The organism is Salegentibacter salegens (assembly GCF_900142975.1).
GTDB lineage: Bacteria > Bacteroidota > Bacteroidia > Flavobacteriales > Flavobacteriaceae > Salegentibacter > Salegentibacter salegens.
On the sequence record NZ_LT670848.1, the window covers coordinates 2,568,715 to 2,594,985 of the forward strand.

At 36.7% G+C, this 26,271-nt stretch carries 23 protein-coding genes; 6 read left to right on the forward strand and 17 right to left on the reverse strand.

All coding sequences use genetic code 11. The features are described 5' to 3' along the window. Positions 1-10: 10 nt before the first annotated feature. Positions 11-244 (forward strand): DUF6341 family protein, encoded by a 234-nt coding sequence (locus B5488_RS11535; protein ID WP_079735401.1) that lies wholly within the window; start codon positions 11-13, stop codon positions 242-244. Here the strand turns inward: B5488_RS11535 and purD are convergent. Beyond that, positions 236-1,510 carry a phosphoribosylamine--glycine ligase gene (purD, locus tag B5488_RS11540; protein WP_079735402.1) on the reverse strand — a complete coding sequence of 425 codons (1,275 nt, stop codon included), beginning with the start codon at positions 1,508-1,510 and terminating at the stop codon, positions 236-238. The two genes, B5488_RS11535 and purD, sit on opposite strands and share 9 nt — an antisense overlap. Positions 1,511-1,595: 85 nt before the next feature. Here purD and B5488_RS11545 point away from each other — a divergent pair, with 85 nt between their 5' ends. Continuing rightward, entirely contained in the window at positions 1,596-2,903 is a 1,308-nt protein-coding gene (locus B5488_RS11545) for a phenylacetate--CoA ligase family protein (RefSeq protein WP_079735403.1), read from the forward strand. Positions 2,904-3,407: 504 nt separating this feature from the next. Here B5488_RS11545 and B5488_RS11550 read toward each other — a convergent pair. The 7 genes from B5488_RS11550 to B5488_RS11580 all read right to left on the reverse strand — a co-directional run bounded on the left by B5488_RS11550 (position 3,408) and on the right by B5488_RS11580 (position 10,738). Next, the gene (locus B5488_RS11550) at positions 3,408-4,178 is read right to left on the reverse strand and encodes a glycosyltransferase family 2 protein (protein ID WP_079735404.1); all 771 of its coding nucleotides are present in this window, start codon (positions 4,176-4,178) and stop codon (positions 3,408-3,410) included. A 7-nt stretch (positions 4,179-4,185) separates the two neighbouring features. Further along, on the reverse strand, positions 4,186-5,175 hold the full coding sequence (locus B5488_RS11555) for a UDP-glucuronic acid decarboxylase family protein (protein ID WP_079735405.1): 990 nt from the start codon (positions 5,173-5,175) through the stop codon (positions 4,186-4,188). A gap of 41 nt (positions 5,176-5,216) precedes the next feature. After that, entirely contained in the window at positions 5,217-6,065 is an 849-nt protein-coding gene (rfbD, locus tag B5488_RS11560; RefSeq protein WP_079735406.1) for a dTDP-4-dehydrorhamnose reductase, read from the reverse strand. Beyond that, positions 6,062-6,607 (reverse strand): dTDP-4-dehydrorhamnose 3,5-epimerase, encoded by a 546-nt coding sequence (rfbC, locus tag B5488_RS11565; RefSeq protein ID WP_079735407.1) that lies wholly within the window; start codon positions 6,605-6,607, stop codon positions 6,062-6,064. The genes rfbD and rfbC overlap by 4 nt, the downstream gene beginning before the upstream one ends. A gap of 3 nt (positions 6,608-6,610) precedes the next feature. Beyond that, the gene (locus tag B5488_RS11570; RefSeq protein WP_079735408.1) at positions 6,611-8,293 is read right to left on the reverse strand and encodes a DUF6909 family protein; all 1,683 of its coding nucleotides are present in this window, start codon (positions 8,291-8,293) and stop codon (positions 6,611-6,613) included. Then, positions 8,290-9,798: a GH3 family domain-containing protein gene (locus B5488_RS11575; protein ID WP_079735409.1), complete on the reverse strand. Its 1,509-nt coding sequence runs from the start codon at positions 9,796-9,798 to the stop codon at positions 8,290-8,292. Before B5488_RS11575 ends, B5488_RS11570 begins: the two co-directional genes overlap by 4 nt. 70 nt (positions 9,799-9,868) lie before the next feature. After that, complete coding sequence (locus B5488_RS11580; RefSeq protein ID WP_079735410.1) at positions 9,869-10,738, reverse strand: M23 family metallopeptidase; 870 nt, start codon at positions 10,736-10,738, stop codon at positions 9,869-9,871. Between the two features lie 213 nt (positions 10,739-10,951). Between B5488_RS11580 and tatA the strand changes: the two genes are divergently transcribed. Then, positions 10,952-11,164, forward strand: coding sequence for a twin-arginine translocase TatA/TatE family subunit (tatA, locus tag B5488_RS11585; RefSeq protein WP_079735411.1), 213 nt, complete (start codon positions 10,952-10,954; stop codon positions 11,162-11,164). 70 nt (positions 11,165-11,234) lie between these two features. Here the strand turns inward: tatA and B5488_RS11590 are convergent, their stop codons facing one another. Genes B5488_RS11590 through B5488_RS11600 form a run of 3 tightly spaced genes read right to left on the reverse strand, consistent with a single transcriptional unit; the run spans position 11,235 to position 15,066 of the window. Next, positions 11,235-12,221 (reverse strand): DUF4837 family protein, encoded by a 987-nt coding sequence (locus tag B5488_RS11590; protein WP_079735412.1) that lies wholly within the window; start codon positions 12,219-12,221, stop codon positions 11,235-11,237. A 24-nt stretch (positions 12,222-12,245) separates the two neighbouring features. Continuing rightward, positions 12,246-13,829, reverse strand: a complete 1,584-nt coding sequence (locus B5488_RS11595) for a LysM peptidoglycan-binding domain-containing protein (RefSeq protein WP_079735413.1) — start codon at positions 13,827-13,829, stop codon at positions 12,246-12,248. Between the two features lie 52 nt (positions 13,830-13,881). Then, positions 13,882-15,066, reverse strand: coding sequence for a phosphoglycerate kinase (locus tag B5488_RS11600; protein ID WP_079735414.1), 1,185 nt, complete (start codon positions 15,064-15,066; stop codon positions 13,882-13,884). A gap of 139 nt (positions 15,067-15,205) precedes the next feature. On the opposite strand from B5488_RS11600, the gene B5488_RS11605 reads away from it, so the two are divergent. Together B5488_RS11605 and B5488_RS11610 are read left to right on the forward strand one after the other, a co-directional pair. Then, on the forward strand, positions 15,206-16,360 hold the full coding sequence (locus tag B5488_RS11605; RefSeq protein ID WP_079735415.1) for a DNA polymerase III subunit: 1,155 nt from the start codon (positions 15,206-15,208) through the stop codon (positions 16,358-16,360). A gap of 3 nt (positions 16,361-16,363) precedes the next feature. Next, entirely contained in the window at positions 16,364-16,759 is a 396-nt protein-coding gene (locus B5488_RS11610) for a DoxX family protein (protein ID WP_079735416.1), read from the forward strand. Between the two features lie 95 nt (positions 16,760-16,854). Here the strand turns inward: B5488_RS11610 and B5488_RS11615 are convergent, their stop codons facing one another. The 6 genes from B5488_RS11615 to B5488_RS11640 all read right to left on the reverse strand — a co-directional run bounded on the left by B5488_RS11615 (position 16,855) and on the right by B5488_RS11640 (position 24,624). Next, positions 16,855-17,370 (reverse strand): OmpH family outer membrane protein, encoded by a 516-nt coding sequence (locus B5488_RS11615; RefSeq protein ID WP_317041935.1) that lies wholly within the window; start codon positions 17,368-17,370, stop codon positions 16,855-16,857. Positions 17,371-17,596: 226 nt separating this feature from the next. After that, positions 17,597-18,430, reverse strand: a complete 834-nt coding sequence (locus B5488_RS11620; RefSeq protein ID WP_079735417.1) for a class I SAM-dependent methyltransferase — start codon at positions 18,428-18,430, stop codon at positions 17,597-17,599. Then, positions 18,430-18,705 (reverse strand): hypothetical protein, encoded by a 276-nt coding sequence (locus B5488_RS17890; protein ID WP_146128736.1) that lies wholly within the window; start codon positions 18,703-18,705, stop codon positions 18,430-18,432. Before B5488_RS17890 ends, B5488_RS11620 begins: the two co-directional genes overlap by 1 nt. Before the next feature lie 354 nt (positions 18,706-19,059). Further along, positions 19,060-20,931, reverse strand: a complete 1,872-nt coding sequence (gene mnmG / locus B5488_RS11630) for a tRNA uridine-5-carboxymethylaminomethyl(34) synthesis enzyme MnmG (RefSeq protein WP_079735419.1) — start codon at positions 20,929-20,931, stop codon at positions 19,060-19,062. 20 nt (positions 20,932-20,951) lie between these two features. Then, the gene (ybeY, locus tag B5488_RS11635) at positions 20,952-21,371 is read right to left on the reverse strand and encodes an rRNA maturation RNase YbeY (RefSeq protein WP_079736599.1); all 420 of its coding nucleotides are present in this window, start codon (positions 21,369-21,371) and stop codon (positions 20,952-20,954) included. Then, the gene (locus B5488_RS11640; RefSeq protein ID WP_079735420.1) at positions 21,364-24,624 is read right to left on the reverse strand and encodes a DUF4175 family protein; all 3,261 of its coding nucleotides are present in this window, start codon (positions 24,622-24,624) and stop codon (positions 21,364-21,366) included. The genes ybeY and B5488_RS11640 overlap by 8 nt, the downstream gene beginning before the upstream one ends. A 116-nt stretch (positions 24,625-24,740) precedes the next feature. On the opposite strand from B5488_RS11640, the gene gltX reads away from it, so the two are divergent. Then, entirely contained in the window at positions 24,741-26,258 is a 1,518-nt protein-coding gene (gene gltX, locus B5488_RS11645) for a glutamate--tRNA ligase (protein WP_079735421.1), read from the forward strand. The last annotated feature ends 13 nt before the right edge of the window (positions 26,259-26,271 follow it).

A 26,271-nucleotide genomic window follows, 5' to 3' on the forward strand; every position in this document is an offset into this window, starting at 1 on the left:
TACATTAAAAATGTTAAAAGATATATTTGAAGGTATTGCCTATTTATTCGAGGAAATATTATTTGTTCCTTTAGATGCTTTAAGATCGCTGGAACTTGATTCCTGGTGGGCAGCAAATGCCTTAAACTTCATCTTTATCCTAGTTGGTTTGGCAGCTTTTGCCTACTGGATGAAGCAACTTAAGCACTACAACGAAGTTAACGATGAAGATCGCGATCCTACGGCACACTCGTTTTTAGGATAAATCAAAACCAAGATCTTTTCTATAATACATCTTATCGAAATGTAGTTTTTCTACATTTTGGTAAGATTTTTTTAGTGCTTCTTTGTAATCTTTCCCAAAAGAAGTCACCGCAATCACCCTTCCACCACTGGTTACAACTTTATCGCCTTCAAATTTGGTTCCGGCGTGGAAAACTATTGAATCTTCAACTTTATCAAATCCTGTGATTTCTTTAGATTTTTCGTAAGCTTCGGGATAACCACCAGAGACCAACATTACTGTGGTGGCAGTGCGTTCATCTATTTCTAATGAAGCTTCATTTAATTTTTCTTCAGAAACTTTTACAAAAATATCTACTAAATCTGATTTGATTCTGGGAAGTACAACCTCAGTTTCCGGGTCGCCCATGCGCACATTATATTCTATAACATAAGGATCGTTTTTCACCATAATTAAACCGATAAAAACAAAACCTTTATAGTCTATATCTTCTTCCTGCAAACCATTAACCGTTGGTTTTACGATGCGTTCTTCAATTTTTTGCATCAATTCTTCATCCACAAATGGAACGGGAGAAATAGCGCCCATTCCGCCGGTATTTAGGCCGGTGTCTCCTTCTCCTATTCGTTTGTAATCTTTGGCGGTTGGTAAGATTTTATAATTTTTCCCGTCAGTAAGTACAAAAACGCTTAATTCAATTCCGTCTAAAAATTCTTCGATTACCACTTTGGCGCTGGCGGCGCCAAATTTCTTTTCGGCCAGCATATTTTGAAGCTCCTGTTTAGCCTCTTCCAGATCGTTAATAATTAAAACCCCTTTTCCGGCAGCGAGTCCATCGGCTTTTAAAACATACGGCGGATTTAAAGTTTCCAAAAATTCTTTTCCGGCTTCAAGGCTTTTTTCGGTAAAACTCTCGTAGGCAGCGGTTGGAATCTTATGCATCGCCATAAACTCTTTTGCACGCTCTTTACTTCCTTCTAAAAGCGCCCCTCGTTTAGATGGGCCAATAACTTTTACGCTGTTTAGCGCATCATCTTCAGCAAAGAAATCGGTAATGCCTTCTACCAAAGGATCTTCAGGACCTACTACCAGCATCTCAATTTTCTCTTTCAGCACAAAATCTTTAATCGCTTTAAAATCGGTTACTTTCAGGTCTATATTTTCAGAAATTTCGGCAGTGCCCGCGTTCCCGGGTGCCACAAAAAGTTGAGAACATTTTGGGCTTTGAGCCAGTTTGTAAGCAAATGTATGTTCGCGTCCGCCGGCGCCGAGAATTAAAATTTTCATCCTGAAGTCATTTTAGTTATGCACCAAAAATAATTGTTTGTAAATTGAAGCACCAATTATTTCTTATAAAAAAGCTTTTTCGCCCTTGGACTGGTTTAAACTTTCGTTGCAGCTTAATAAATTTCCCATTAACCGGGCGCAAAAAACACTACAGGAAATACAGGAAATCCCGGTAGAAGATTATAACAATTATATCTCTGGAAAACGCCAGGAAATAGTTGAATTTCACCTAAATAATAATCGGTTTTATAAGAATTTTTTCCGAAAAAATTCATTTTCTAATTGGAACGAAGTGCCGGTAATGGCTAAAACCGATTTACAGCAAAAACTTGAAAACCGACTGAGCAAAGGTTTTTCAAAATCTACCGCTTATATTGGGAAAACTTCAGGTAGCAGCGGTACACCCTTTATTTTCGCCAAAGATAAATTTGCCCACGCACTTAGCTGGGCGGGTTTTCAGGATCGCTACCAATGGCACGATATTGACCTCAATAAATCTTTACAAGCCAGGTTTTATGGAATTCCGCTGGATTTCTACGGAAATATCCAGGAGCGAATTAAAGACCGAATTAGCTTACGCAGAAGGTTTCCCATTTTTGATCTTAGCGAACAAAAGATGGAAAAATTTTTGAAGCGTTTTAAAAATTCAAATTTCAGCTATATAAACGGCTACACAAGTGCAGTCTTACTTTTCGCTAAATTCCTGGATCATAAAAACTTAAATTTAAAAGAAGTCTGTCCCCATCTTAAACTTTGTATTGTTACTTCTGAAAGATTATTTAAAGAAGATAAAAAATTAATGGAACTGGTTTTTGGAGTTCCCGTGGTGAACGAATATGGCGCCAGTGAGGTGGGACTTATCGCTTTTGAAAACAAGGAAAATGAATGGGTAGTAAACGCAGAAGATCTTTTTGTAGAAATTCTTGATAAAAATAACAAACCCGTTCCAACTGGAAGCGAAGGCCGAATTGTGATCACTTCACTTTATAATAAAGCACATCCTATAATTCGTTATGACGTCGGCGATACCGGCGTACTTTCAGAAAAAAGCACGTTGAAAAAGCCAATTTTGGAAAAACTAATAGGGCGTACTAACGATATTGCTATACTGCCCGATGGGAAAGTGGTGCCGGGACTTACTTTTTATTACGTAACTAAAAGTATAATTGAAGACACGGGAAGCATCAAAGAATTTGTAATCAATCAAAATGCGCAGGATTCTTTTAAAATTGAATATGTAAGTCAAAGTGATTTCTCAGAAACCCAGAAACAAAAAATCTTACAGTCTATTAAAACATACGTGGGTAAAAACCTAAAAGTTGCTTTTGAAAGAAAAGATAAGCTTGCACGAAGTAAAAGCGGGAAATTGAAGCAATTTACTTCAACTTTATAGGATTTCCTGATTAAATCTCCCCAGTTTTTGCCACGAATTCAAGAATATTTTTATAAAAAGCTCCTCTACTTTTAAAGGAGGGAATGATTTCAGCAAAGCTGAAGAAAGGGGTGGTTGGCCAAAACATAGATCCTGAAATAAATTCAGGATGACGTATTTTTAAAATGCTAGTATCTAAGCTTATTGTCTACTATAATTTAAATCGAAACTTGCCTGATTTGCAAGTTTGTTCTTTCATTTTTTGCGTGTATTCCTCTCACTGCGTTCGTCGGATACAATTAAAACGAAACAAAAAAGGGCGTCCTATGTGGAGGTGTTTTTTTGGCAACAAGGCCAAAAAATCGCAAATCAGCAGCTAAATTTTTTCCAGGGCTTCAAAAATTATTTACGCTGCTGATTTGCAACACTCACACACGGATTTTAAAACTCGCTAAGCTCGCCGAACGTCAATTTCTTACGCTAGATAATTTTTTTATCACGGGTCTCAGGATGACGTAAATTATTCTAAATTCGTTTTACTTGTTTTGGTTTTACGAAAAAATGTTCCTTTAGAAAAACCAACATAAAGCCGAAGCTTTTTGGTAAACTAAAACCCAAAACTTTGTGGTAAACTTTGAAATTATATTTGAGCATTTCAAATTTATTCCCTGAAATTGAACCTTTTCTAACTCGATATTTTGCTAAACATCTTTGAACACCAATCGCCGGCCCACCTTTCTCAACGGCTTCCAGCCAAAGCGCCCAATCCTGCCTTTTCCTGATTTCGGGAGCGTAGATCTTTCCTAATTTTTTAGTATTGTAAATCCCGGTGAGGTTGCCAAGGTAGTTTGATTTAAGCAATTTTTGATAGGTTAAAATGGGCAGGGCTTCTATAATTTCGTTTCTGGAATTTCCATTTTCATTTATTGGTTGATAACTGGAAAAACAAACCGTGGCATCTTGCTGCTGCATCACTTCAAGCTGGATTTCCAGCTTCTTTGGTTTCCATTTATCGTCTGCATCCAAGAAAGCTATAAAATCGCCCTGAGCCGCTTTAATTCCTTTATTTCTGCTTATTCCCGTGCCGGCATTCTTTTTATTTCGAATTATTTTAATTCGCACCTCTTGTTTTGCCAGTTCTTCCGCTTTAGAAAGGGTAGCATCTGTAGAAGCATCGTCAATTATAAACAATTCCCATCTGGAATAAGTTTGAGAGATAACCGAATGCACCGCAGCTTCAATAAAATTTTCCACATTGAAAGCGGGCATAATTACTGAAACCAGGGGATTCTCCATAACTTGATTATCGCCTTATATGATTTGAAAAATCTTTATGCTCGCTTTTCTCCAATTCTTCCGGACTTAAATTTTTAAAATAGTCGTAAGTGATTTTCATTCCCTGGCTACGGGAAACTTTAGGTTCCCAATCCAATACCTCTTTCGCGCGACTAATATCAGGTTGTCTTTTTAGCGGATCGTCTTCGGGGAGTTCCTGGTAAATCACTTTTTGATCAGTTCCGGTAAGTTTCAGGATTTCTTCGGCAAAATCTTTAATCGTGATTTCATCGGGGTTTCCAATATTCACAGGATCGGAATAATCGCTCAATAACAAGCGATAAATTCCTTCAATTTGATCGTCTACATAACAAAATGAGCGTGTTTGTAAACCATCGCCAAAAATGGTAAGATCTTCACCACGCAAGGCCTGGCCAATAAACGCAGGAATTACGCGACCATCGTTTAAACGCATTCTGGGGCCATACGTGTTAAAAATTCTCGCAATCCTGGTTTCCAAACCGTGAAAGCGATGGTATGCCATCGTTATAGATTCCTGAAATCGTTTTGCTTCATCGTAAACTCCCCGTGGCCCAATGGTATTCACATTGCCATAATATTCCTCATTTTGCGGATGAACCTGCGGATCTCCATAGACCTCTGAAGTTGAAGCAATTAAAATCCTGGCGTTCTTTTCTTTGGCCAAACCAAGGCAGTGCAAAGTCCCCACCGAACCAACTTTTAAGGTTTGAATGGGAATCTTTAAATAATCTATGGGACTGGCAGGAGAAGCGAAATGCAGAATATAATCTAACTCTCCGGGAACGTGAATAAATTTAGTAATATCGTGATGAAAAAACTCAAAATTATCAAGTTCAAAAAGATGCTCAATATTCTTTAGATCTCCGGTAATAAGGTTATCCATCGCAATAACTTTATAACCTTCTTTAATAAACCTATCGCATAAATGAGAGCCTAAAAAGCCGGCAGCACCGGTAATGAGTATTCTTTTTGCCATTCCTGAAGTTTGGTGCGAAAATTACTCAAATTTTATGAGATTTACGAAAGGATAAGCGTTTTAAGACTCATCTTCCATTCCGGAATTTTCTTCTGAAATTTCTGTTGAATTTTAGTTTTGTCTAACACGCTGTATTCCGGCCTGGCGGCAATGGTTTTAAAATCGTTGCTTTCGTTTAACCGAATTTCTTCTGAATTTCCTGTAAATTCTAAAATTGCATTTGCAAAACTATACCAGGTAGCTTCCCCTAAGTTACTGAAATGATACAAACCAAAATTCTTATCTTCTGAAGCGATTATTTCCAGAACAAATTCAGCCAGATCGTTGGCGTTAGTGGGAGTACCTGTTTGGGAAGTCGTAATATTTAATTCAGCTTTTTCTTCTATTTTTCGAAGAATAGTTTTATAAAAATTATGCCTAAATTCTGAATACAACCAGGAAGTCCTAAAAATAAAATGTTCTTTTAAAACCTCGGCGATTAGCTGTTCTCCCTTTAATTTTGAAGCGCCATAAACATTTATAGGATTGGTTTTATCGGTTTCCTGATAAGGTGTTCCAGCTTTTCCATCAAATACATAATCGGTGGAAAAATGTATTAAAATTGCTTGATTTTCAGCACAAAGCTCAGCGATATTTTTGGCACCTTCAGCATTAATTTTAAAAGAATTTTCGTCTTCAGATTCAGCTTTTTCAACATTTGTATAGGCAGCACAGTTAATTACCCAATCGAAATTCACTTCAGAAAATAGTTTTTCCAATTTATATTTATCGGTAATATCTGCTTCCGAAGAAGATTTAAAGTGAAAATTCAATTCAGAATAATTACCTGAAATCTTTTTAAAACAAGCTCCTAATTGCCCGTTGGCTCCGGTAACGAGAATGTTTTTCATTTAAAAGCCTCTTTTAAACTGGGTTGTTTTAAATCTTTATCTGAAATTATCATTTCTTCCTCTGGAAATCCCCAGTCTATCGCAAGATCTGGATCGTTGTAAATGATACCAGATTCATAACCAGGATAATAAAATTCATCGCATTTATAAGCAAAAACCGAAGTTTCTGAAAGGGTTACAAAGCCGTGGCCAAAACCTTTGGGAATATAGAGCTGGTATAGATTTTCATCGTCCAGAATTATTTTAAAACTTTGCTTGAAAGTTGGTGACTCTGGCCTTAGGTCTACCACCACATCCAACACTTTTCCATAAATAGCACGCACCAATTTGGTTTGGCCAAATTCGCCGGTTTGATAATGCAAACCACGTAAAACTCCACGTTTGGAAATAGATTGATTATCCTGAACAAATTCCTTTTCTATCCCGGTTAATTCTATAAACTTCTTTTTGTGATAACTCTCCAGAAAAAGGCCGCGTTTATCCCGAAAAATATCGGGTTTTATGATAAAACAGTCTTTTAAGGGCGATTCTTCAACGTGCATAAACTAAGATTTAAAAATTTGTTCCAGTATTTTTTCGGTAATTTGGTAAGTGGGTTTTACACCCGTGGTTCCAAGACCTCCTGATGCCAGGGTGCTACCGGTTTCCAGCGGATTATCTGAGGCGTAGTAGGCATATCTTACTTTTACTTCACTATCTATGCTTCCGCGTAATTTTGAAGCCGCCTGAATGGCCTTTTGGTAATGCGCGCCCTCCATCTCAAGCCCGCTAACATTCCAGGTAGAATCGTGGAAGAATTTAAGGATATCACGGTTTTGAAGGGAAGTTCCCAAAACGGTGATCATCGCGCCATCTACAACATCAATTCCGCTATCTTCAAGATCGGCAGGGCTAAGCTCATTTTTAAACGGATAGTTATCTGCAGTTCCTTCAAATAAGTGAGCAGAAGGAATCATAATATCGCCTTTCCCGCCTTCAAGAATCCCGGCTTTCCCCATAATGGAAATTGATTCTACGTTCATTTTAATCTCATTTCCTTCAAAATTGTAGGGCTTCAGTAGCTCATCCATAGTTTCATAAGCCTGCTCTCCAAAAGCATAATCCATCACGATAATTACCGGTGCTTTTTCTTCGGTTTTAATATCCCAGCTTCCATATTTACCATTTAATTTGGCCGTATCAAAGATTTGCACGTCTATATTGGTTCCACTTTTATCATCTAAAAATGTCATTCCGTTATCTAAAGCCGATTTCATTACCTTACTTCGTAAATCGCCATTGGCACTGTTACTAAGCAATTCGTAGATTTCAAGCGGTTTTTTCTTTTTAAGTTCGGTTTTTAAGGCTGAAGGCGTGTAAAGCGTGTTCATTACACTGTGCATATTCGCACTTATAATGTGTAAAGGCCGGTGCATTAAATTCTCTTTTATGAGATGTTGCTTAATATTATCGGCCCAAATTTCTCCATGAATATGATGCCCTAAACGCTCTCGTAAAACCGGACTAAAAGTAATAATCCTTTTATCGTTATTTATGGTTTCTGCAATGGCGAGTTTCCCCAGCCAGTATATTATATGCAGAAATCGCTCTGGATTCTCGGGTAGTGAGAATTTTGGATAAATATCCTGAACTTCAAAGAAAGTTCGGCCTAAAATGTTGGCGGTGTGCGTTAAAGCAATTTCGCGTTGTGCCTGGTCTAAAGGTTCTTCCTGTAAAACGGCTTTTTCCAGTTTTTGCCAATCGCGGGTAACGCTTCCTTCTTCATCTATAATTACGCGCCGCATTATTTTATGCGATTCTACAAACAAAAAGGTAAGGTGAGTAAGAATATCATAGATCTCAGAACGCCCGCGAGTAATTTCAATATTCATTTGCTCGTTGTCTATACGGTAACAATTACGACGCCTTTTTGGCGGAATAATAGGCTTAAAATGCGAATTACCGTAGCCTTCATCACTGGTAAGATTAATAAAGCGACATTCTTCAATACCTTTTGGTAAACGATCTACCACGTAAAGTAGGCCGCTTAACTCTGCTTTATCATCGGCAATAGAACCGTAAATTTCAGGACGTAGAATAAGTAAAGATTCCCTTAGCGTTTCACCGGAAACTCCCATAGGTTTATAAAATCCACGATTAAAAAGGTGGCGCATAGTAATATACATACGCTCTATGGCATGAGTACTTTCCTGGGCGCGGGTGCGGCCTAGTAATTTTAAATTCGTCATTTATTGTATTTTCTTAAATTTTCTTCAAGCACTTCGGCTATTTTTCTGTCATTTGAAAGACGGGCAAGTTTAAACTGTCCTCCTAATTTACCAATAGACTTCATATATTGATTAAATCCGTCTTTCTGAATTTTAGTTATTTTTAAAGGCTGAAGTATTTTGCCTTCAATTAAATCGAAATAATATGAATTTTGCTCCTGAAGTGTTTTTTCTAAAATACTATGGAATTCTTCCATGTTTTCAGGCTCTTCTTCAAATTCTATAAACCACTCGTGATAAGGTAATTCATCATTTTCAGGAGTAATTTGAGGAGCAACCGTAAATTCGCTTATCCGCGACTTGGTAGTATTTATAGCCTCCTGCATAGCCTCTTCAACTTCTTTACCGATAACGTGTTCTCCAAAAGCAGAAATGTAATGTTTGATGCGTCCTGAAACAATCACGCGATATGGTTTTAAAGAAGTAAACTGTACGGTGTCTCCCATATTGTAGCCCCAAAGCCCGGCATTGGTAGAAACAATTATTACATAATTAACCCCTTTTTCTACTTCTCCTATCGTTAAACGCTTCGGATTTTCTTCAAAAAATTCATCGGTTCTAATAAATTCATAGAACATTCCCGAATCTAGCTGGAGCAACATTCCTTTTTCGTTTTGTTTATCCTGAAAAGCGAAAAATCCTTCTGAAGCAGGATATAATTCTATGCTATCTACTTTTCTTCCAATTAGGTTTTCAAATTTGGCCCGATAGGGTTCATAATGTACCCCACCGTAAATAAACAGGTTGAAATTAGGAAATAGCTCCCCCACTTTCTTACCGGTCTTTTGCTGAAGTCGTTCAAAATACATTTGTACCCAGGAAGGAATACCGCTAATAACGCTCATATCTTCGTGAAGGGTTTCTTCAACTATGGCATCTACTTTGGTTTCCCAATCTTCTATGCAATTGGTTTTCCAGCTGGGCATTCTATTTTTTTGAAGATAAGAAGGAACATAATGCGCTACAATTCCCGATAATCGACCTAATTTCACTCCATTTTTTTCATCCATTTCTGGACTTCCCTGGAGGAAAATCATTTTTCCGTCTACAAATTTAGCATTTCCGGTTTCGGCGATGTAACATAAAATCGCGTTCCTGGCCGCATTAATGTGCGCCGGCATAGAATCTTTAGTTAATGGGATATATTTGGCGCCGCTGGTAGTTCCAGAGGTTTTTGCGTAATATAAAGGTTTACCCGGCCATAATATATCTTCTTCACCGGCTACCATTTTATCTACATAAAACCGCAATTCTTCATAATCCCGAATAGGTACATTTTTGGCAAAATCATTATAAGTTTTAATGTTTCTAAAATCGTGATCCTGCCCAAATTTTGTGTTTTTCCCTTTTTCAATAAGCTCCTGAAACACCTTTTGCTGTGTAGCTTCAGGTTGTGAAGCCCATTTATCTATTTTCTTGCGTATATAATTGGCAAAAATCTTTGCTCCAAACGACTTTAAAGACATAGGTTCTCTTGAATTAAATGGTATTCTATATTTTCAGCAATACCTTTTGTGCTGCAAAGGTCGTGATTTATTAATCAAAATCAATATAATCTGTAGGGTCTACGGGTACGGCTTCGTTCCAGAGTTCAAAATGCAAATGCGGGCCGGTGGTGTATTCTCCGGTAGATCCTGCGGTTGCAATAACCTCTCCCCTTCTTACATTTTCACCCTGCTCTTTGGCTATAGAAGCATTATGTTTGTAAACCGACAATAAGCCATATTCGTGCTTAATAATTATTACATAGCCGGTTTCTGTAGTCCATTCTGAAAAAATCACACGGCCATCGGCTACCGATTTAACCGGGGTGTTTTTCGCAACCACAATATCTACCGCATAATGTTTCTCTTTAGCATCATAGCCTTCAGAAATTGAACCTTTAACCGGAGGGAATAAAGAAAAATCTATATTATCTGTAGCAGAGGGAAGAACGTTGTATTTATCTTCCTGGGCAACTTCCTCTCTTAACAAAGAATCGGCGCGGGAAGGCTCTATGGCTTCAATTTCCTGGCCCATAATCGGGTTCTCAATAAGGGAATCGCGATTTAAACTGGAAGTATCGGCTTTGCCAGTAAGCACATCTTTTATGGAACTTAAATATTGATTATTCAGCTTTAAAACCTGCTGTAAGGAATCTGACTGGTAAGCTAATTGGGAAGCCTGCCTCTTTAATTGGGCGGAAGAATACCCAGGAATATATTCTTTAAGCGGGGTGAAAGCGATTATAAAAGTAGTAGCAGCAATTAGAATTATGGCGCTTAGCGTAATTGTTACAAAAACATTGAGCCGGGTTAATTTAAAAGAAAGTTTTTCCTCAAAAGTATCTTCATTTAAAACTACCATTCGGTATTTATGAAGTAACTTTTTGGTGAATTTTTTTCTCTCTTTTTTATTTTCAGCCATATTCCGTTTACAAAGTTAAATTAAAATTTGAGCCTGGTAAATGAAGTTATCAAACTTAGGCCCAAAATAAATTCTTTCTTATAAAAATTGGGGTTTTAAGCAATAAGGTGGCCTATGTCTTAAATGGTACACAAGTAAAACATAAATTTAAGCCATATTAACGTTGTAATTGCTTAATTCTTGTTAAGTTTGTAATATTAAAAATCATACGTTATGAATGCATTTATTTTACCATTAGCCATTGGTGCCCCGCAAATTATATTAATTGTTGTGGTAATATTGCTATTATTTGGAGGTCGAAAAATTCCTGAATTGATGAGAGGTTTAGGTAGTGGAATTAAAGAATTTAAAGACGCTTCCAAGGATGAAAATGGCGAAAAGACAGTTCCTTCTGATGATAAGAATTTTTCTGAAGAAAAGAAATAGACAAATAACTACCTTATAAAAAAAGCCCGAACTTTAAAAGTTGGGGCTTTTTTATTTGTTTAACTATGCGCTATTCAATATCTGCAGATTGCAGGATAGCATCTATTTCAAACATATTATCCCGCTTCGCTCTGGAGGGAGAAAAAACAAAACCTTCTACCACTACAAAGCGGTTATTGGCTTCATCTTTAATGGCGTAATTTAAGAATGGCCCCGCCATAAAGGCGCCTTTTACTTCCCAGGTTCCACGGGTTTCGTAAGCGAATTTTCCATCAATTTCAGTTTCAAAAAGGTAAGGAGCGTAGGCTTCTTCGGTAATCATATGCATACCTTCCTCAGGCTTGGGCCCTGGTATATGTGCCTTTCCTATTGAATCGCGCATTTTAATAATGTTTCCAATAGTATTAGTATCAGATTCAATTTGATTGATTGGCACCTCGTAAATAAGGATTTCCATATTCCCTTTTGGTATTTCCTTTCTTATCCAAACAAAATTATCTTCTTCTAAAGCGTACCTATATGCGGAAGGAAAATTTAATGATAAACCGAATTTTTCTTCAAGCTTTCCATCCTTTTTAAGCGATTTTTTCATTCGGCGTTGTTTCTCTTTCATTTCGGTCGCTTTGAAAGCTGAAGCTATTTTTTCTGAACTTTCATTTATAATATGAATAAGTTCCTCTTCATTTTCACCAGATATAATCGCGGCGGTTTGTGGCCGGGCATAGAGATCTTTAATAATCCTGGCTTCAGCTTCTTTACCTTCCTGAACGGAAATAAAAGAACGGTTTTTTCGAACAAATCCGCTAAATGTTTCTGGCGGTATCTGGCTTAAAGAAAACATTGGTTCTTCTTGTGGAAGGCCTTCTACCATAGCGGCAAAATTATCTCTTATAGCTTCGCCTACCGGGCCCTCCCATAATTCGTTTTCAATAATTAGGGTTATTTGATTGATATTTCCGGAAGAGTCTGAAAGGATACGTTCATCTGGTTTGTCACCGTTTTCATTACAGGAAACGAGAAAAACTAAACTGAATAGAAGGAATAAGGTTTTTTTCATTTTTATTAGTTTGGTTTGAAATGATTAACCCTTGGAAAGTTTAAGTTCCATACCGGGTTTTAGGCTATTATTACCCATATCATTCCAAGCCCTCAAATTCTGTACCGTAACTCCCGGAAACTTACGGGAAATACTCCAAAGCGAATCTCCTTTCTTCACGGTATAGGTTTTTTCGCTGTTATTCCGGCTATTTTCGGCAGATGCATTTTGAGTTTCTGTACCGGGTTTTCGCGGATAAATAGTAAGATACTGCCCTATTCTTACATTATTACCTCTTAGGTTGTTCCAACGTTTTATACTACTCACACTTACCCCGTAGCGCTGGGCAATTCTTCCTAAATAATCCCCACTTTTTACACGATACCTTATTTGTTCTTCGGCTTTTACAAATTCGGGGAAAGCTTTTGCTTTATTTTGAATATCTTCTTCAGCAAAATTATAGATAGCAGCTTCGTTACTAACAAAAGCTCCACTAACCGTGGCGGGAAGCCTAATCATATAATTTTCATCTTCAATAAAGGGGATAACGTCTAGCTTGTAGCTGGGATTTAAAAACTGAAGCATTTCTTTTTCTACACCGGTAACTTTAGAAATTTGATCGAAAGTGATCAACTTTTTCACTTTTATTGTGTCGGTTTCAAAAAAAGCGATGTCAGGTCCTTGGGGCTGAAAGTTATGTTCATCGGCATACTCAAAAAGATAGAGTGTGGCAAGAAATGCAGGTACATAACCTGCTGTTTCACGGGGTAAAAACCTTCTTAGTTCCCAGTAATTATTAGACCCACCACTACGGCGAATTGCTTTTGAAACATTTCCTGGACCCGAATTATAAGAAGCCAGTACTAAATCCCAATCTTCAAAAGATCGATATAGGTTTGCCAGGTATTTTGCAGCGGCTTCAGTAGACATTTGAGGATCCATGCGCTCATCTACATAGCTGCTTACATCAAGTCCGTGTGCTTTTCCAGTTCTGTACATAAACTGCCAAAGGCCGGTAGCACCCACCCAGGATTTTGCTCTAGGGTTTAAAGCCGATTCTACAATGGCCAGGTACTTTATCTCCAGCGGAATATCGTAACGATCCAGCTGTTGCTCAAACATTGGGAAGTAATACTCACTTAACGCCATAAGACGCTCCATTGCCTTCTTATTGCGCTTTAAGTAAGAGTTGATTACACTTTCCAGTACCGGATGGTACTCTACGTTAAACGGCGTACGTGCATTTAATTTTGCCAGCCTGGCCTTTAAAGTATCGGTGGGAAGTTCTCTATTTACTTCATCTTCGTAATCCTGCTCCCTGATGCTTTTATACATCTTATCAAATAGATCTGAATTGGTAAGTTGTGCTTTCCAAACAGAATCAATTTCGGCTGCACGTGGAAGATCTTCTAACGAAACGGCGGAAGAATCCCTAATCACAGCCGAAATTGGTAATTTATCTTTAAATTCTGGATCTGGATGAGCAAGAATAATTTTACTACTATCTACCTTTTGGAAGATCTGTACTCTAAAATTAGCTTTCTCTACCTGCTTCCCCTTCTCTTCTTCCTGCGCCTGAAGGCTAATTCCTAAAAGGAATACAAGAGATAAAATTATATACTTACCCATAATAATATTCAAGATTTAAAAAAGAACGTAAAATCCTCGATTTTAGTACGTTTTATTTCCCTATTGCCTCAATACCGGGCAGGGATTTTCCTTCTAACATTTCCAACATGGCACCGCCACCGGTAGAAACATAACTTACTTTTTCTTCAAAGCCGAATTTTTTAACCGCGGCTACAGAATCACCACCACCGACTAATGAGAAAGCTCCGTTTTTGGTAGCTTCAGCGATTGAGTTTCCTAAAGCGATGGTTCCTTTTGAAAATTTATCCATTTCAAATACGCCAAGTGGGCCATTCCAAAGAATAATTTTAGATTCCTGAATTACAGCATCAAAATTTTTGATACTCTCTGGTCCGGCATCAAGCCCCATCCAACCGTCGGGAATTTCATTGATTTTAGTAGTATCTGTAGAAGCCTGTTCAGAAAAACTATCAGCAATTATAGAATCAACTGGAAGATGAACCTGTACGTTTTTGGCTTCGGCTTTTTTAAGAATTTCCAGAGCCAATTCCTGTTTGTCTTTTTCTACAAGAGAATTTCCTATTTTTCCGCCTTTGGCGAGAATAAAAGTATACGCCATTCCGCCTCCAATAATCAAATGATCTACTTTATCAAGAATATTCTCAATCACTGTAATTTTAGATGAAACTTTAGCACCACCTAAAACTGCGGTTACCGGTTTTTCTTTACTATGAAGTACCTTATCAAGGTTTTTAATTTCTTTTTCCAATAAATATCCGAAACATTTATCGTCAAAATATTTTGCCACTATAGTGGTAGAGGCGTGAGCACGGTGAGCGGTACCAAAGGCATCGTTAACATAAATATCCCCAAGTTGAGACAGTTGTTTTGCAAATTCTTCGTCACCGCCTTTTTCCTCTTTGTGAAATCTAAGGTTTTCAAGTAATAAGATTTCACCGGGGTTTAAATTATCGGCTGCAGTTTTAACTTCCGCTCCAACACAATCGTTCACAAATTTGGGTTCTACCCCAATAACCTCTGCAACTTTCTTTACAATATGTTTTAACGAGTATTTTTCTTCTTTGCCTTCTGGCCTGCCAAGATGCGACATTAAAACAACGCTGCCTCCATCCTCTAAAATTTTAAGAATTGTTGGTTTTGCAGCTTCAATTCTATTGGCATCAGTTACTTCCTGATCTTTATTTAAGGGAACATTAAAATCTACTCTTATTAATGCCTGTTTGTCTTTAAAATTAAAATCGTTTAAAGTCTTCATTTTTCATTTCTTTATTTAAAACCAAAATCTGGTTTAGTTGGTTAAGATTAAGCCCAATCGGCTTTTATTCAGTATACGCTATTTACAAATATAAATTTTTCCGAAGACATTAAAGTGTATATAAATTTTATATTTGCTTATGCTTTTTGAAGAAATAATAGGGTTACAACATTTAAAGAAACATCTTACTACCACCGCTGACAACGGCCGTGTTCCACATGCGCAGTTATTTATAGGAAAAAGCGGTAGTGGTACTTTGCCTCTTGCCATTGCTTACGCGCAATACATACTTTGTAAAAATAAGGAAGGAGAAAACAATGCTGGAAACAGTAATTGTAATGAGCGATTTAAAAAACTGGCGCATCCCGATCTTCATTTTGCATTTCCGGTTGCTGCTAACCAGAAAGTTAAAAAGCATCCTGTTTCTTCTCACTTTTTAGAAGAATGGCGGGAATTTGTAAAAACCGATCCCTACGGAAGTTTATTTGAATGGTATCAAAAACTTGGTATTGAAAATAAACAAGGTCAAATTGGTGTAGATGAAGCCCAGGAAGTAGTTAAATCCCTTTCTTTAAAAGCTTATGAAGGCGGATTTAAAATTATGATTATTTGGATGGCCGAAAAGATGAATACAGCGGCTGCCAATAAATTGTTGAAATTAATAGAAGAACCACCAAACAATACGCTTTTTCTACTGGTTACAGAAGATGAAGAGCAAATTATACAAACCATAAGATCCCGTTGCCAGAAACTGCAATTCCCTCCTTTGCCAGAAGATGAAATTGCCGGTTTTTTAGAAAAAAATGAAAATTGCAGCAAGCCCGATGCTTTAAAAATTGCCCACCAGGCAAACGGCAGTTATACCCGCGCTTTACATTTATTACAAAAAGATAGCGGAGATCAGCAATTTGAAACCTGGTTTATCAATTGGGTGCGTAGTGCATTTAAAGCTAAAGGAAATCGAGCTACGGTGCTTGAACTTATCGCCTGGAGCGAAGAAATTGCAGGAATGGGACGCGAATCTCAAAAGAGCTTTTTACTGTATTGCATAGACTTTTTCCGCCAGGCCTTAATGCTGAATTATAAAGCCGAAAAACTGGTATATCTTGAACCGGCCACGCCTGGTTTTAAACTGGAGAAATTTGCGCCCTTTGTACACGGAAATAATATTAAAGAGATTATTGCCGCACTTGAAGAAGCCATTTATCATATTGAAAGAAACGGAAATGCAAAAATTATTCTTACCGATCTTTCTATTAGATTAACTCGATATTTACATAAAAAAGCCGCTTAAACTATGGAAAACCTATACGTAAACATCACTGAAATTTTAATCTTGCTTTTTATTCTTATCACTTTCTTACAATCTGGGATAGATAAAGCTGCAGATTGGGAAGGAAACACAGGATGGCTAAAAGATCATTTCTCGGGAACTTTCTTGGCAGGACAGGTACCTTTAATGGTAGGAATAATTATGATCATTGAAATCATTACCGGATTTGCTACTATCCTGGGAATTATTTGGCTAATCGCTTATAACGACCCAACAGTGGCGCTTTACGCCTGCATTCTGGCTGCTATTACCCTCTTAATGTTATTATTCGGACAAAGAATTGCTAAAGATTACGCCGGTGCTTTTACATTAACCGGTTACTTTATCGTGGTGATTTTTGGAGTTTATTTAATGTCTTAAAATAGAAAAAGGCCTGAGAAGTTCTTTTTTCGTCCGGCCGTGCCGACGATTATAGAAAACTTCTCAGACCTCTTTAAAAAACTCAGAACTTATCTTTAGTTCTTGTTATAAGTTTCATTCAAATTATCAAGGATTTCCTGAGTTAGATCTTTCCCATCTTTCGCATACATTATATTGGCAGATTCGTTAGAGCCAAAAATATAAGTGTAGCCATTCTCTTCACCATAATCTGCTACATAATCCTTTACTTTATTTACAATAGAATCTATAACAGCATCACTCTGCTCCCTAAGGCGATTGCCTTGCATTTGTTGTTGCTGCTGAATTCTTTGCTGCTTTTGCATTAATACCTGCTCTTTTTCCTGGCGTTGCGCCTGAGATAGAGAATTCATTTCTTCCTGGTACGCCTGAACTTCCTGTTGGAAAGTTCTCGCAATAGAATCTAATTGTCTTTTTACAGAATCTGATTGTGTAGAAAATTCAGCTTCCACATCTTTCATCTCTTTGTACTCCTGGATAAGTTTTGTGGTATCTACATAAGCCGTTTTTTCCTGGTCACAGGAAGTAAGTAAAACAGCAACTACCAAAATCATTAAAAGTTTTTTCATCATTAGTTAAATTTGTTTGCAGCAAATGTATGAAAGTTAAATTTTTGATTTAAACCAAAATCGACTTATGAACTACATATAAGAAATTCTTATCTATAAAATTATAATGATAAATTTAATAGATGAAAAATGAATTAAATAGCTCACAAATAAGCTGATTTCTCGAAATAAACCTGATACATATTATCCTGAAGGTAAAACGGGCTTAAATACGCTTAAAATGCGTTTTTTAGCTTTTTAGGAAGAAATAAACAAGTGAAGAATACTCTGAAGTGCTTTGCGCTTTCAAATTAGACTTTACACCAATTTTAAAGGCTTCTATCATATTTGAATTTCCTGTTTTATTTTTTTCTGAAAGTAAACTCACATAAAACGAATCAAAAACAAGAGGTTTGGTTTTAAGCTTTTCAAAATTATGCCTTTTGAACAACTCGTTAATTCCAGTTTGAGAAAAGTGCCAAAGATGTCTCGGTACATCATAAGCCGCCCAAAACTCTTTGTAATATTCGGCATCAAAACTTTTAAAATTGGGCACGGCGATAACCGCTACCCCATTAGGTTTTAATAGTCGGTATAATTCTTTGAGCTGAAAATCTAAATCTGGAACATGTTCCAAAACGTGCCACATAGTAATTACATCAAAAGAAGCATCTTTAAAATAAGATAATTCTTGCTGAAGTTCAATGCCTTTTTCAGCAGCTAATTTTCTTGCCTGTGCATTTGGTTCAATGCCTTCAACATTCCATTTCTTTCTATTTGCAGCTAATAAAAAATCTCCGGTTCCGGCTCCGATATCCAATAAGTTATTTCCTTTTGAAACTTTATGGATCCATTTCAGCTTTTGCAGCAGCATAAAATTCTTTACTCCCTGGTAAAGCTTATCGGTAAAACTTTTACTGGAATCTGTATGGGAAATATAATTTTCACTTTCGTAGTAAGCCGAAAGATCTTCGGGTTTTGGAATCGTTTCTAAAATATCAAAATCACTTCTCTTTTGTAACTGAAATTCTTCACCAGAAACTAAATGATCTTTACAAGTTAAATGGAAATTCTTATCGGGCATTAAAAGAATTTTTGGTCGGGATTATTCTCGGTAAAGTTTCTAAATTCTTCACGTATTTCAGTTAATTCTTCCAAAAGAGGTTTTTGAAAAATAGAGTTTTCTGCTAAGTGATCTACACCGGTTTTATCGGTTACCGTAATCCCCACAAAAAACATTAGATCGCTCTCTCTATTTTCAACATCACCGCCAAATAAAAGCCCGGTGAAATCCATATACTTTTCCTTATCGGAATAATCAAAAACGGTGACAATAAATTCGTGATCTGAGTTCTCCAAAAAACTGGTTTTAAAATTCACTAAATCATCATTTCTCTTTAAGTCGAAATAATTCCTAAACCAATCCTTTGTTTTTTGCACCTTAATCGGACTACTAAATTTAAAAGAAGTATACTCCGATTTAACTACAGGAGAACTTAATTCTGACGTCTCAATTTCCTTTACAGAATGCGTAGTAATTACGCAAGATTGAAAAATTAAAAAAGCGAAGAGAAACAAGAATCTCTTATTTCCTGAACTCGTATTTAAATAAAAAGTCTGACTAATCTTTGTAATATTTTTCAAGCTACTTCCTTCTGTAATTATCTCAGCAATTCTACTTCAAAAAAAATTGTTCCACGTGGAACGTTTAAATCATCTTCCCATATAAACCAACAAAACAGAAATATCATTAGGACTTACCCCGCTTATTCTTGAGGCTTGTGAAATTGATGTTGGTTGAATTTTATTCAGTTTCTCCCGTGCCTCAAAAGACATAGATTTGATCTTAGAATAATCAAAATCATTCGGAATCTTCACATCTTCCAGTCTATTTAATTTATCGGCATTGTTCTTCTCCTTTGCAATATACCCTGAATATTTCACCTGAATTTCGGTCTGTTCCAAAATCTCGGTATTCAAATTATTCTCCTGAATATAGTCTTCTACTCCGGGGAAATTCCGAACATCATCCATCGTAATATTTGGACGCGAAAATATTTTAAAAATCTTGTCGCTCTGTTTCATCGGCGAAGAATTATTCGCTTCCAGAATAGGATTTGCATCCTCATGAGAAACACTTTTATTCTTCAGGAAATTGACAAAACCGGAAGATTTTTCTTTCTTCTCCTCCATTTTCCGCATACGTTCTTCAGAGGCCAAACCTAATTTATAAGATCGTTCGGTCAATCTAAAATCGGCATTATCCTGGCGCAATAAAGTTCTGTATTCAGCACGGGAAGTAAACATTCTATAAGGCTCTTCTGTCCCTTTCGTGATAAGATCGTCTATAAGAACACCTATATAAGCTTCGTTTCTTTTAATAATAAATTCTTCTTTCTCCTGAACTTTTAAAGCGGCATTTATTCCTGCCATTAATCCCTGGCAAGCGGCTTCTTCGTATCCTGTAGTTCCATTGATTTGGCCGGCGAAATATAGTCCGTCAACCAACTTCGTTTCCAAAGTGTGTTTTAACTGTGTGGGTGGAAAATAATCGTATTCTATCGCGTAACCGGGTCTAAAAAATTTCACATTCTCAAATCCGGCAACAGATTTCAAAGCTTTAAATTGAACGTCTTCAGGAAGGGAAGTTGAAAAACCATTTACATATACTTCTACCGTTTTCCATCCTTCTGGCTCCACAAAAAGTTGATGCCTATCCTTATCTGCAAATCGGTTTATTTTATCTTCAATACTTGGGCAATATCTAGGCCCAATACTTTGAATTCGCCCATTAAACATTGGTGATCTTTCAAAGCCATCTTTAAGAATTTCGTGAACCTCGGGAGAGGTGTATGTCATATAGCAAGAACGTTGCTTTTTTAAAGGCTGGGTTTCATCTAAAAAAGAAAATTTAGAAGGAATTTCATCCCCAGGCTGCTCTACCATTTTAGAATAATCTAAAGATCTGCCATCTACTCTTGGAGGTGTTCCGGTTTTCATTCTACCAGATTCAAAACCTGCGTCAACAAGATCTTTTGTGATACCGGTAGCGGCTCTTTCTCCTGCTCTACCACCGCCAAAATTCTTATCTCCAATATGAATTAATCCATTTAGAAAAGTACCATTAGTTAGCACCACAGATTTAGCTCGAATTTCCAAGCCTAAAGAAGTTCTGACCCCTTTAAGTTCATTTCCTTCTAAAATCAAACCGGCAACCATTTCCTGGTAGAAATCAAGATTAGGAGTTTGCTCTAATCTAAGTCTCCAATGCTCAGCAAACATCATTCTGTCGCTTTGCACTCTCGGGCTCCACATTGCAGGCCCTTTAGATTTATTAAGCATTTTAAATTGAATGGCACTCGTATCACTAACCAATCCGCTGTAACCACCCATCGCATCAATCTCGCGCAAAATTTGTCCTTTTGCAATCCCGCCCATTGCAGGATTACAACTCATTTGCGCAATATTCTGCAGATTCATCGTCACCAACAAGGTTTTAGAACCCATATTTGCGGCTGCGGCTGCGGCTTCACTTCCAGCGTGACCGCCACCTACTACAATAACATCATATTCACTTTCGAACATAAAAATTCTTCTTTCTAAATTTATTGTTCCACGTGGAACAATGCAATCTTTTCGTCTTCCTTCTGTCGCATTAAAGCGGCTTCACTTTCAGTCTTATCTCCATATCCACATAGATGCAAAATCCCGTGGATCATAACCCTTTTAAGTTCTTCAGAAAAATCAACATTATACTCTTTCGCATTTTCAGTCACACGATCTGTACTAATAAAAATATCCCCGTTCAATTCGTTCCCTTCAGAATTATCGAAAGAGATAATATCGGTATAGCTATCGTGCTCCAGGAATTTGAGATTAATTTTATACAGATAATAATCATCGCAAAAAATATAATTAATCTCTCCAAGTTGTTTCTCTTCTGAAGAGATTACTTTTCTAATCCAGGTATCAAAAGATTTTTCTTCCTGAAACTCGAAATCATTTTCCGAATAAAAATTAATTATCTGTTCGCTCAAAATAGGTTTTTACTTTCTGTTTATAAATTTCGCGCAAAGGTAAGCTTTGTCTGTTTAAAATTTCGATAGAATTAAAATATTCTTTAGCCTTAATACTTTGATATTTAGCCGTATTATCAAACTGCTGAAGATTGGTTTCAGACTCCCGCTTATTATTTTTTCCCTGTTGCACGCGCGCGTCCTCATACTCCATCAATTCGTGTTCCAATTGCTGCAATTTCTGAAGGTTTTCAGGATCAAAACCTTTGTCCAGCAGTTGCTTCTCGGCATCCTTCATTTGCTCTTCAATTTGTCTCCCTTGTTGCGATCCCTCTTTCTTATTTAATTCCTGTAAACGTTGACGAAGTTCCTGCTGATCTTTATAAATCTCAAAAAGTTTTTCCATTTCTCCCTCTCCCATTCCTTCGCCGGGTTTCTTTCCTTCGTTTTGCTTTCCTTTTTGTTGTTCTCCCTGCTCCTTAAATTCCTTATTAATTTCCTGCTGCTTTTTAATAATATCCTGAAGTTGAAATTCTGAATTTTCGCCCTTTCCTTTTCCCAGTTGCGGATTTGCCTGTTGTTGCATCATAGAAAGAATTTCACTTAACATATAAGCCAAATCGTTTGCGCCGGTTACTACATATTGTTGACTAGCGGTTCCCTGTGGTAATTGGTTTTCAGCAAGCCGCTCAAGAGATTTATCGATATCAAATTCAATATCGGTTAAGCTTTTAGTAATGTTTTCGGTTATCATAGGATTACTAAGCGCAAGGGAATATAAACTATCATCTATATGCCTAAAGTTTTCCCTAAGGTCGTTTTGTCTTCTAAGCCTGGCCGCGTATCCCGGGTTGTTTATATCTATCTTATTAAAATCCTCTAATAGCTCTTCCTGCTGAAAGGAAAAAGTCACCAAATTATCCAGGATTTGCCGGAGCGTCTCAATATTGGCCTTTAGTTCTTCCCCACTTTGCTGCATAGAACGCTGTTGCATTTTTTGGCTCATTTCTTTCATTTGCTGCGCAGCATTCTTCTGTTTTTCCTTTGCCTTTTCTTTATCTCCTTTTTCTAAATTCTGCTTTGCATTATCCAATTCCTTATCTATACTTTCTTCATCTACTTCATCACGAGGCAAATCGGTTGGCTTTTGTAAATCGTTATTATCATTTTCCAGTTGATCCATTTCTTCCTGAAATTCTTCAAATTCATCCGAAATTTTCTTTTGTTTTTCTAAAGATTCAATATCAGAATTTTCTGACAATTGGTTTTGCCTTTCAGAAAGTTTGTCCAAATCTCTCGCCAGTTTTTGAAGTTTTTCTTCTACATAATAGCGCTTAGTTAATTCTAAAAGCTGCTCTAAGTTTCTTTCCTCACTTTGATTTCTTTTAGAAAGTTCTTCCAGTTTTTCTCCCAACTCTTCCCGGTTAATCTTATCGGCTATTTCTTGCAACTCTTCCAATAGTGCTTCATTCTCCTGCAGGCGTTTTTCATTCCTATCCAAACGCTTTTTGAGTTCATCTTTTTCCGAAGAATCTGAATTCAATTCTTGCTGATTTTCTTCAAAACTGTTTTTAAGTTTTTCAGAATAATTACGCATCATTTCAGATTGCTGCTTTTGGCGTTGAATAAAGTTTTGAAGTTTTTTACGCTGATTATAATCCAGGTTTTCATTTTCCTTTTGCAGGCGGTTAAGTTCATTTAATTCTTCTTCTGAAGATTTAATGTCTTTTAAACTTTCATTCAAATTATTTATAGACTCACCTTGTTGTCTTAACTTCTCCTCTTCTATTTCCTCGCTTGTTTTCTTTCTAAAACTAAAGGTTGAACTTTTTGTATTTTTACTCCCATTCACCGCATCATTATCCCAAAGCTGAAAATAGAAATTATAGGTTTCTCCGGGTTCTAAATCCAAATTTCCGGGAAATGTGTAATGAAAATCATCAAAAGCAGCTTTAGAAATCAAAATCTCTTCTTTTTTAAGGCTATCTTCTTTATTTTCAATATAATAAACCAGGTTTAACCTATTTAACCCGTAATCGTCAGAAAGTTTTCCGTAGAAATATTGTGTAGTATTATCTGTACTATCCAGTTTCTGTTGAATTTCCATTTCGGGATATTCATCCTTGATTATGTTTATGGAATAATCTAAAGCCTCAAAGTTTTTAATAACATTATTTGAAGTACTAACCCGATAATCCAAATGGGAATAAACCGCCTGGGAATATTGGAAACCGGAGTTTTCAGCAGAAAGTTTTATTAAAGAATCTTCAGTCGTAAAATTGAGAATTTCGGTATTTCTAGTATTAAAATTCCAGGTAATATTTGTGCCTTCCGGGACATTTACATTTCCTGAGCCACTTAAACTATCGTTAAGCTTCCCTATGTAATTAGGATAGTCAAACTTCATTTTGAAATCTAAAAGTTTAGGTACTTTTAGGGTTTCAAGGGTATATTCTTTAGAATTAATATCGTTAGCGCTCAATCTAAAATTTACATTACTCTGAAGTCTTTTAAAGGTATATTCAAAACTTCCGGGGGCGATTTGCTTTAAGAAATAGGTTTGTCCGTTGAAAGAGATTTCAGGTTTTTCGGGAGTGATATTTCCTTCTGTTTTTACCAGGATTTTATATTCTGAATTCTCCCTGGCTTTCAAAGAATCGTTTAAAATTATAAACCTGAATGGCGCGGGAGCTTCAAATTCAGTATTATATTTTGCGAGACGATCTAAAGGCGCAGCAACAAGCTTAATATTTCCGGTTACCAAAAGTCCTAAAATCAATATTAATGGAAATAAGGCATATTTTAAATATTTTCTGTTTTCCTTATAATCTACAGCCCGGGTAAAAGGAACTTTATTTAATTCGACCGACTTTTGTTCAATCCCCGCTAATAATAATTCCGACTGTTGCGAATCTTTTTTAAGCTGAAGTATATTCAGCAATTTATCGTTTACTTCAGGGAAATGCGCGCCGATTATTTTTGAAGCTTCTTCATCATTAATTCCGCTGGAAAATTTAAAGAGTTTCGCTAACGGGATTATAATAAAGTATCCCAAAAGCATCACCTCTACCCCAACAAAAATCCAGAATAGAAAACTTCTTGCTGATGGCTCCAACCATAAATAATGCTCTATCGCCAAAACGGCCAAAAAATAAAGCAAGCCAATGGACAGAAATAAGATAATTCCTTTCAGTAATTTATTCAGGTAAAACTTCCTGATAAAAGCAGCCAGCTTTCTTTTAATTTGATTGTAATTTCCCATAATCGAAGCTTAAAAATACAACAATTTTAGCGGAGTGATTTCCCTAGTATTGATGCGACTCTCATTAGGTTTCGTTTAATAAGGTTGTATCTTTGTAGTTAAAAACAAAACTAGATATGTCTGCTAAAGTTCGCGTGCGTTTTGCGCCAAGTCCAACCGGCCCTTTGCATATTGGCGGGGTAAGAACAGCTTTATATAATTATTTATTTGCCAAAAAACACAATGGAGATTTTGTGTTGCGTATAGAAGATACCGATCAAAACCGATACGTTGAAAGCGCTGAAGATTATATTGTGGAATCACTTAATTGGTGCGGAATTCCTTTTGATGAAGGTCCCGGAAAAGAAGGCGATTACGGTCCTTACCGCCAGAGTGAACGCAAAGATATTTATAGAAAATATGCTGAAGAACTTATCAAAACCGATAATGCTTATTATGCTTTTGATACAGCTGAAGAGTTAGACGCACATAGAAAAGACCACGAAGAAAAAGGAAAAACATTTATCTATAACTGGCATAATAGAATGAAATTGCAAAATTCCCTTGCACTTTCTGAAAACCAGGTTAGAGATAAATTAGATGCCGATGAGAATTACGTGATCAGGTTTAAATCTCCTGAATACGAAAATCTCCATATTAAAGATGAAATTCGTGGTGAAATGGAAATTGACACCAGCACTTTAGACGATAAAGTTTTATTTAAAAGTGATGGGATGCCAACTTACCACCTGGCCAATATTGTAGACGATCATTTAATGGAAATCTCTCACGTTATTCGTGGTGAAGAATGGTTGCCTTCGCTGGCGCTTCATTTTATGTTATACAGAGCTTTTGGATGGGATGCTCCTAAATTTGCGCATTTACCGCTTATTCTGAAGCCACAAGGAAAAGGAAAATTAAGCAAGAGAGATGGAGATAAATTAGGTTTTCCGGTTTTTCCGCTGGAATGGAAAGATCCAAATTCTGGAGAAATTTCTGCAGGATACAGAGAAGATGGTTATTTCCCAGAAGCCGTTACCAATATGCTGGCATTTTTAGGTTGGAATCCCGGTACAGAACAGGAATTCTTTAAACTTAACGATCTGGTTGAAGCTTTTGCAATAGACCGTGTTCACAAGGGCGGAGCTAAATTTGATCCTGAGAAAACAAAATGGTTTCAGCAACATTATATGCACGAGGCAGATGAAAAAGTAATCGCTGAAAAGCTGGAAAAGATAATTGACGAAAAAGAAATTAAAGTTTCTTCAGAATACGTTTTAAAAGTAGTGAGCTTAATGAAAGAACGCGCTGTTTTCGTAAACGATATTTGGGATCAGGGTTATTTCTTCTTCCTCGCTCCTACTTCATACGATCCTAAAAATGCGAAAAAAGCATGGAAGGAAGATACAGCCGATCTAATGCAGGAATTAATTCAGGTTTTACAAAAACAGGAAGATTTTAAAGCAGAATCCGTTCAGGCCGAAGTAAAAGCCTGGATCCAACAAAAAGAAGTTGGTTTTGGAAAAGTGATGCAACCTTTTAGATTAGCCTTAGTTGGTGCTATGCAAGGTCCAGATCTTTACGAAATCGCTGAAATGATTGGAAAAGAAGAAACCATTTCCCGCCTGGAAAAAGCGATAAAAACGCTGGGATAAAATAATTCAAGTA

What these genes read in the sequence shown, in the direction of transcription:
- B5488_RS11535 (WP_079735401.1), top strand. Translation starts at nt 11, where the DNA reads ATGTTAAAAGATATATTTGAAGGTATTGCCTATTTATTCGAGGAAATA.
- purD (WP_079735402.1), bottom strand. Translation starts at nt 1,510, where the DNA reads ATGAAAATTTTAATTCTCGGCGCCGGCGGACGCGAACATACATTTGCT.
- B5488_RS11550 (WP_079735404.1), bottom strand. Translation starts at nt 4,178, where the DNA reads ATGGAGAATCCCCTGGTTTCAGTAATTATGCCCGCTTTCAATGTGGAA.
- B5488_RS11555 (WP_079735405.1), bottom strand. Translation starts at nt 5,175, where the DNA reads ATGGCAAAAAGAATACTCATTACCGGTGCTGCCGGCTTTTTAGGCTCT.
- rfbD (WP_079735406.1), bottom strand. Translation starts at nt 6,065, where the DNA reads ATGAAAAACATTCTCGTTACCGGAGCCAACGGGCAATTAGGAGCTTGT.
- rfbC (WP_079735407.1), bottom strand. Translation starts at nt 6,607, where the DNA reads ATGCACGTTGAAGAATCGCCCTTAAAAGACTGTTTTATCATAAAACCC.
- B5488_RS11570 (WP_079735408.1), bottom strand. Translation starts at nt 8,293, where the DNA reads ATGACGAATTTAAAATTACTAGGCCGCACCCGCGCCCAGGAAAGTACT.
- B5488_RS11575 (WP_079735409.1), bottom strand. Translation starts at nt 9,798, where the DNA reads ATGTCTTTAAAGTCGTTTGGAGCAAAGATTTTTGCCAATTATATACGC.
- B5488_RS11580 (WP_079735410.1), bottom strand. Translation starts at nt 10,738, where the DNA reads ATGGCTGAAAATAAAAAAGAGAGAAAAAAATTCACCAAAAAGTTACTT.
- tatA (WP_079735411.1), top strand. Translation starts at nt 10,952, where the DNA reads ATGAATGCATTTATTTTACCATTAGCCATTGGTGCCCCGCAAATTATA.
- B5488_RS11590 (WP_079735412.1), bottom strand. Translation starts at nt 12,221, where the DNA reads ATGAAAAAAACCTTATTCCTTCTATTCAGTTTAGTTTTTCTCGTTTCC.
- B5488_RS11595 (WP_079735413.1), bottom strand. Translation starts at nt 13,829, where the DNA reads ATGGGTAAGTATATAATTTTATCTCTTGTATTCCTTTTAGGAATTAGC.
- B5488_RS11600 (WP_079735414.1), bottom strand. Translation starts at nt 15,066, where the DNA reads ATGAAGACTTTAAACGATTTTAATTTTAAAGACAAACAGGCATTAATA.
- B5488_RS11605 (WP_079735415.1), top strand. Translation starts at nt 15,206, where the DNA reads ATGCTTTTTGAAGAAATAATAGGGTTACAACATTTAAAGAAACATCTT.
- B5488_RS11610 (WP_079735416.1), top strand. Translation starts at nt 16,364, where the DNA reads ATGGAAAACCTATACGTAAACATCACTGAAATTTTAATCTTGCTTTTT.
- B5488_RS11615 (WP_317041935.1), bottom strand. Translation starts at nt 17,370, where the DNA reads ATGATGAAAAAACTTTTAATGATTTTGGTAGTTGCTGTTTTACTTACT.
- B5488_RS11620 (WP_079735417.1), bottom strand. Translation starts at nt 18,430, where the DNA reads ATGCCCGATAAGAATTTCCATTTAACTTGTAAAGATCATTTAGTTTCT.
- mnmG (WP_079735419.1), bottom strand. Translation starts at nt 20,931, where the DNA reads ATGTTCGAAAGTGAATATGATGTTATTGTAGTAGGTGGCGGTCACGCT.
- B5488_RS11640 (WP_079735420.1), bottom strand. Translation starts at nt 24,624, where the DNA reads ATGGGAAATTACAATCAAATTAAAAGAAAGCTGGCTGCTTTTATCAGG.
- gltX (WP_079735421.1), top strand. Translation starts at nt 24,741, where the DNA reads ATGTCTGCTAAAGTTCGCGTGCGTTTTGCGCCAAGTCCAACCGGCCCT.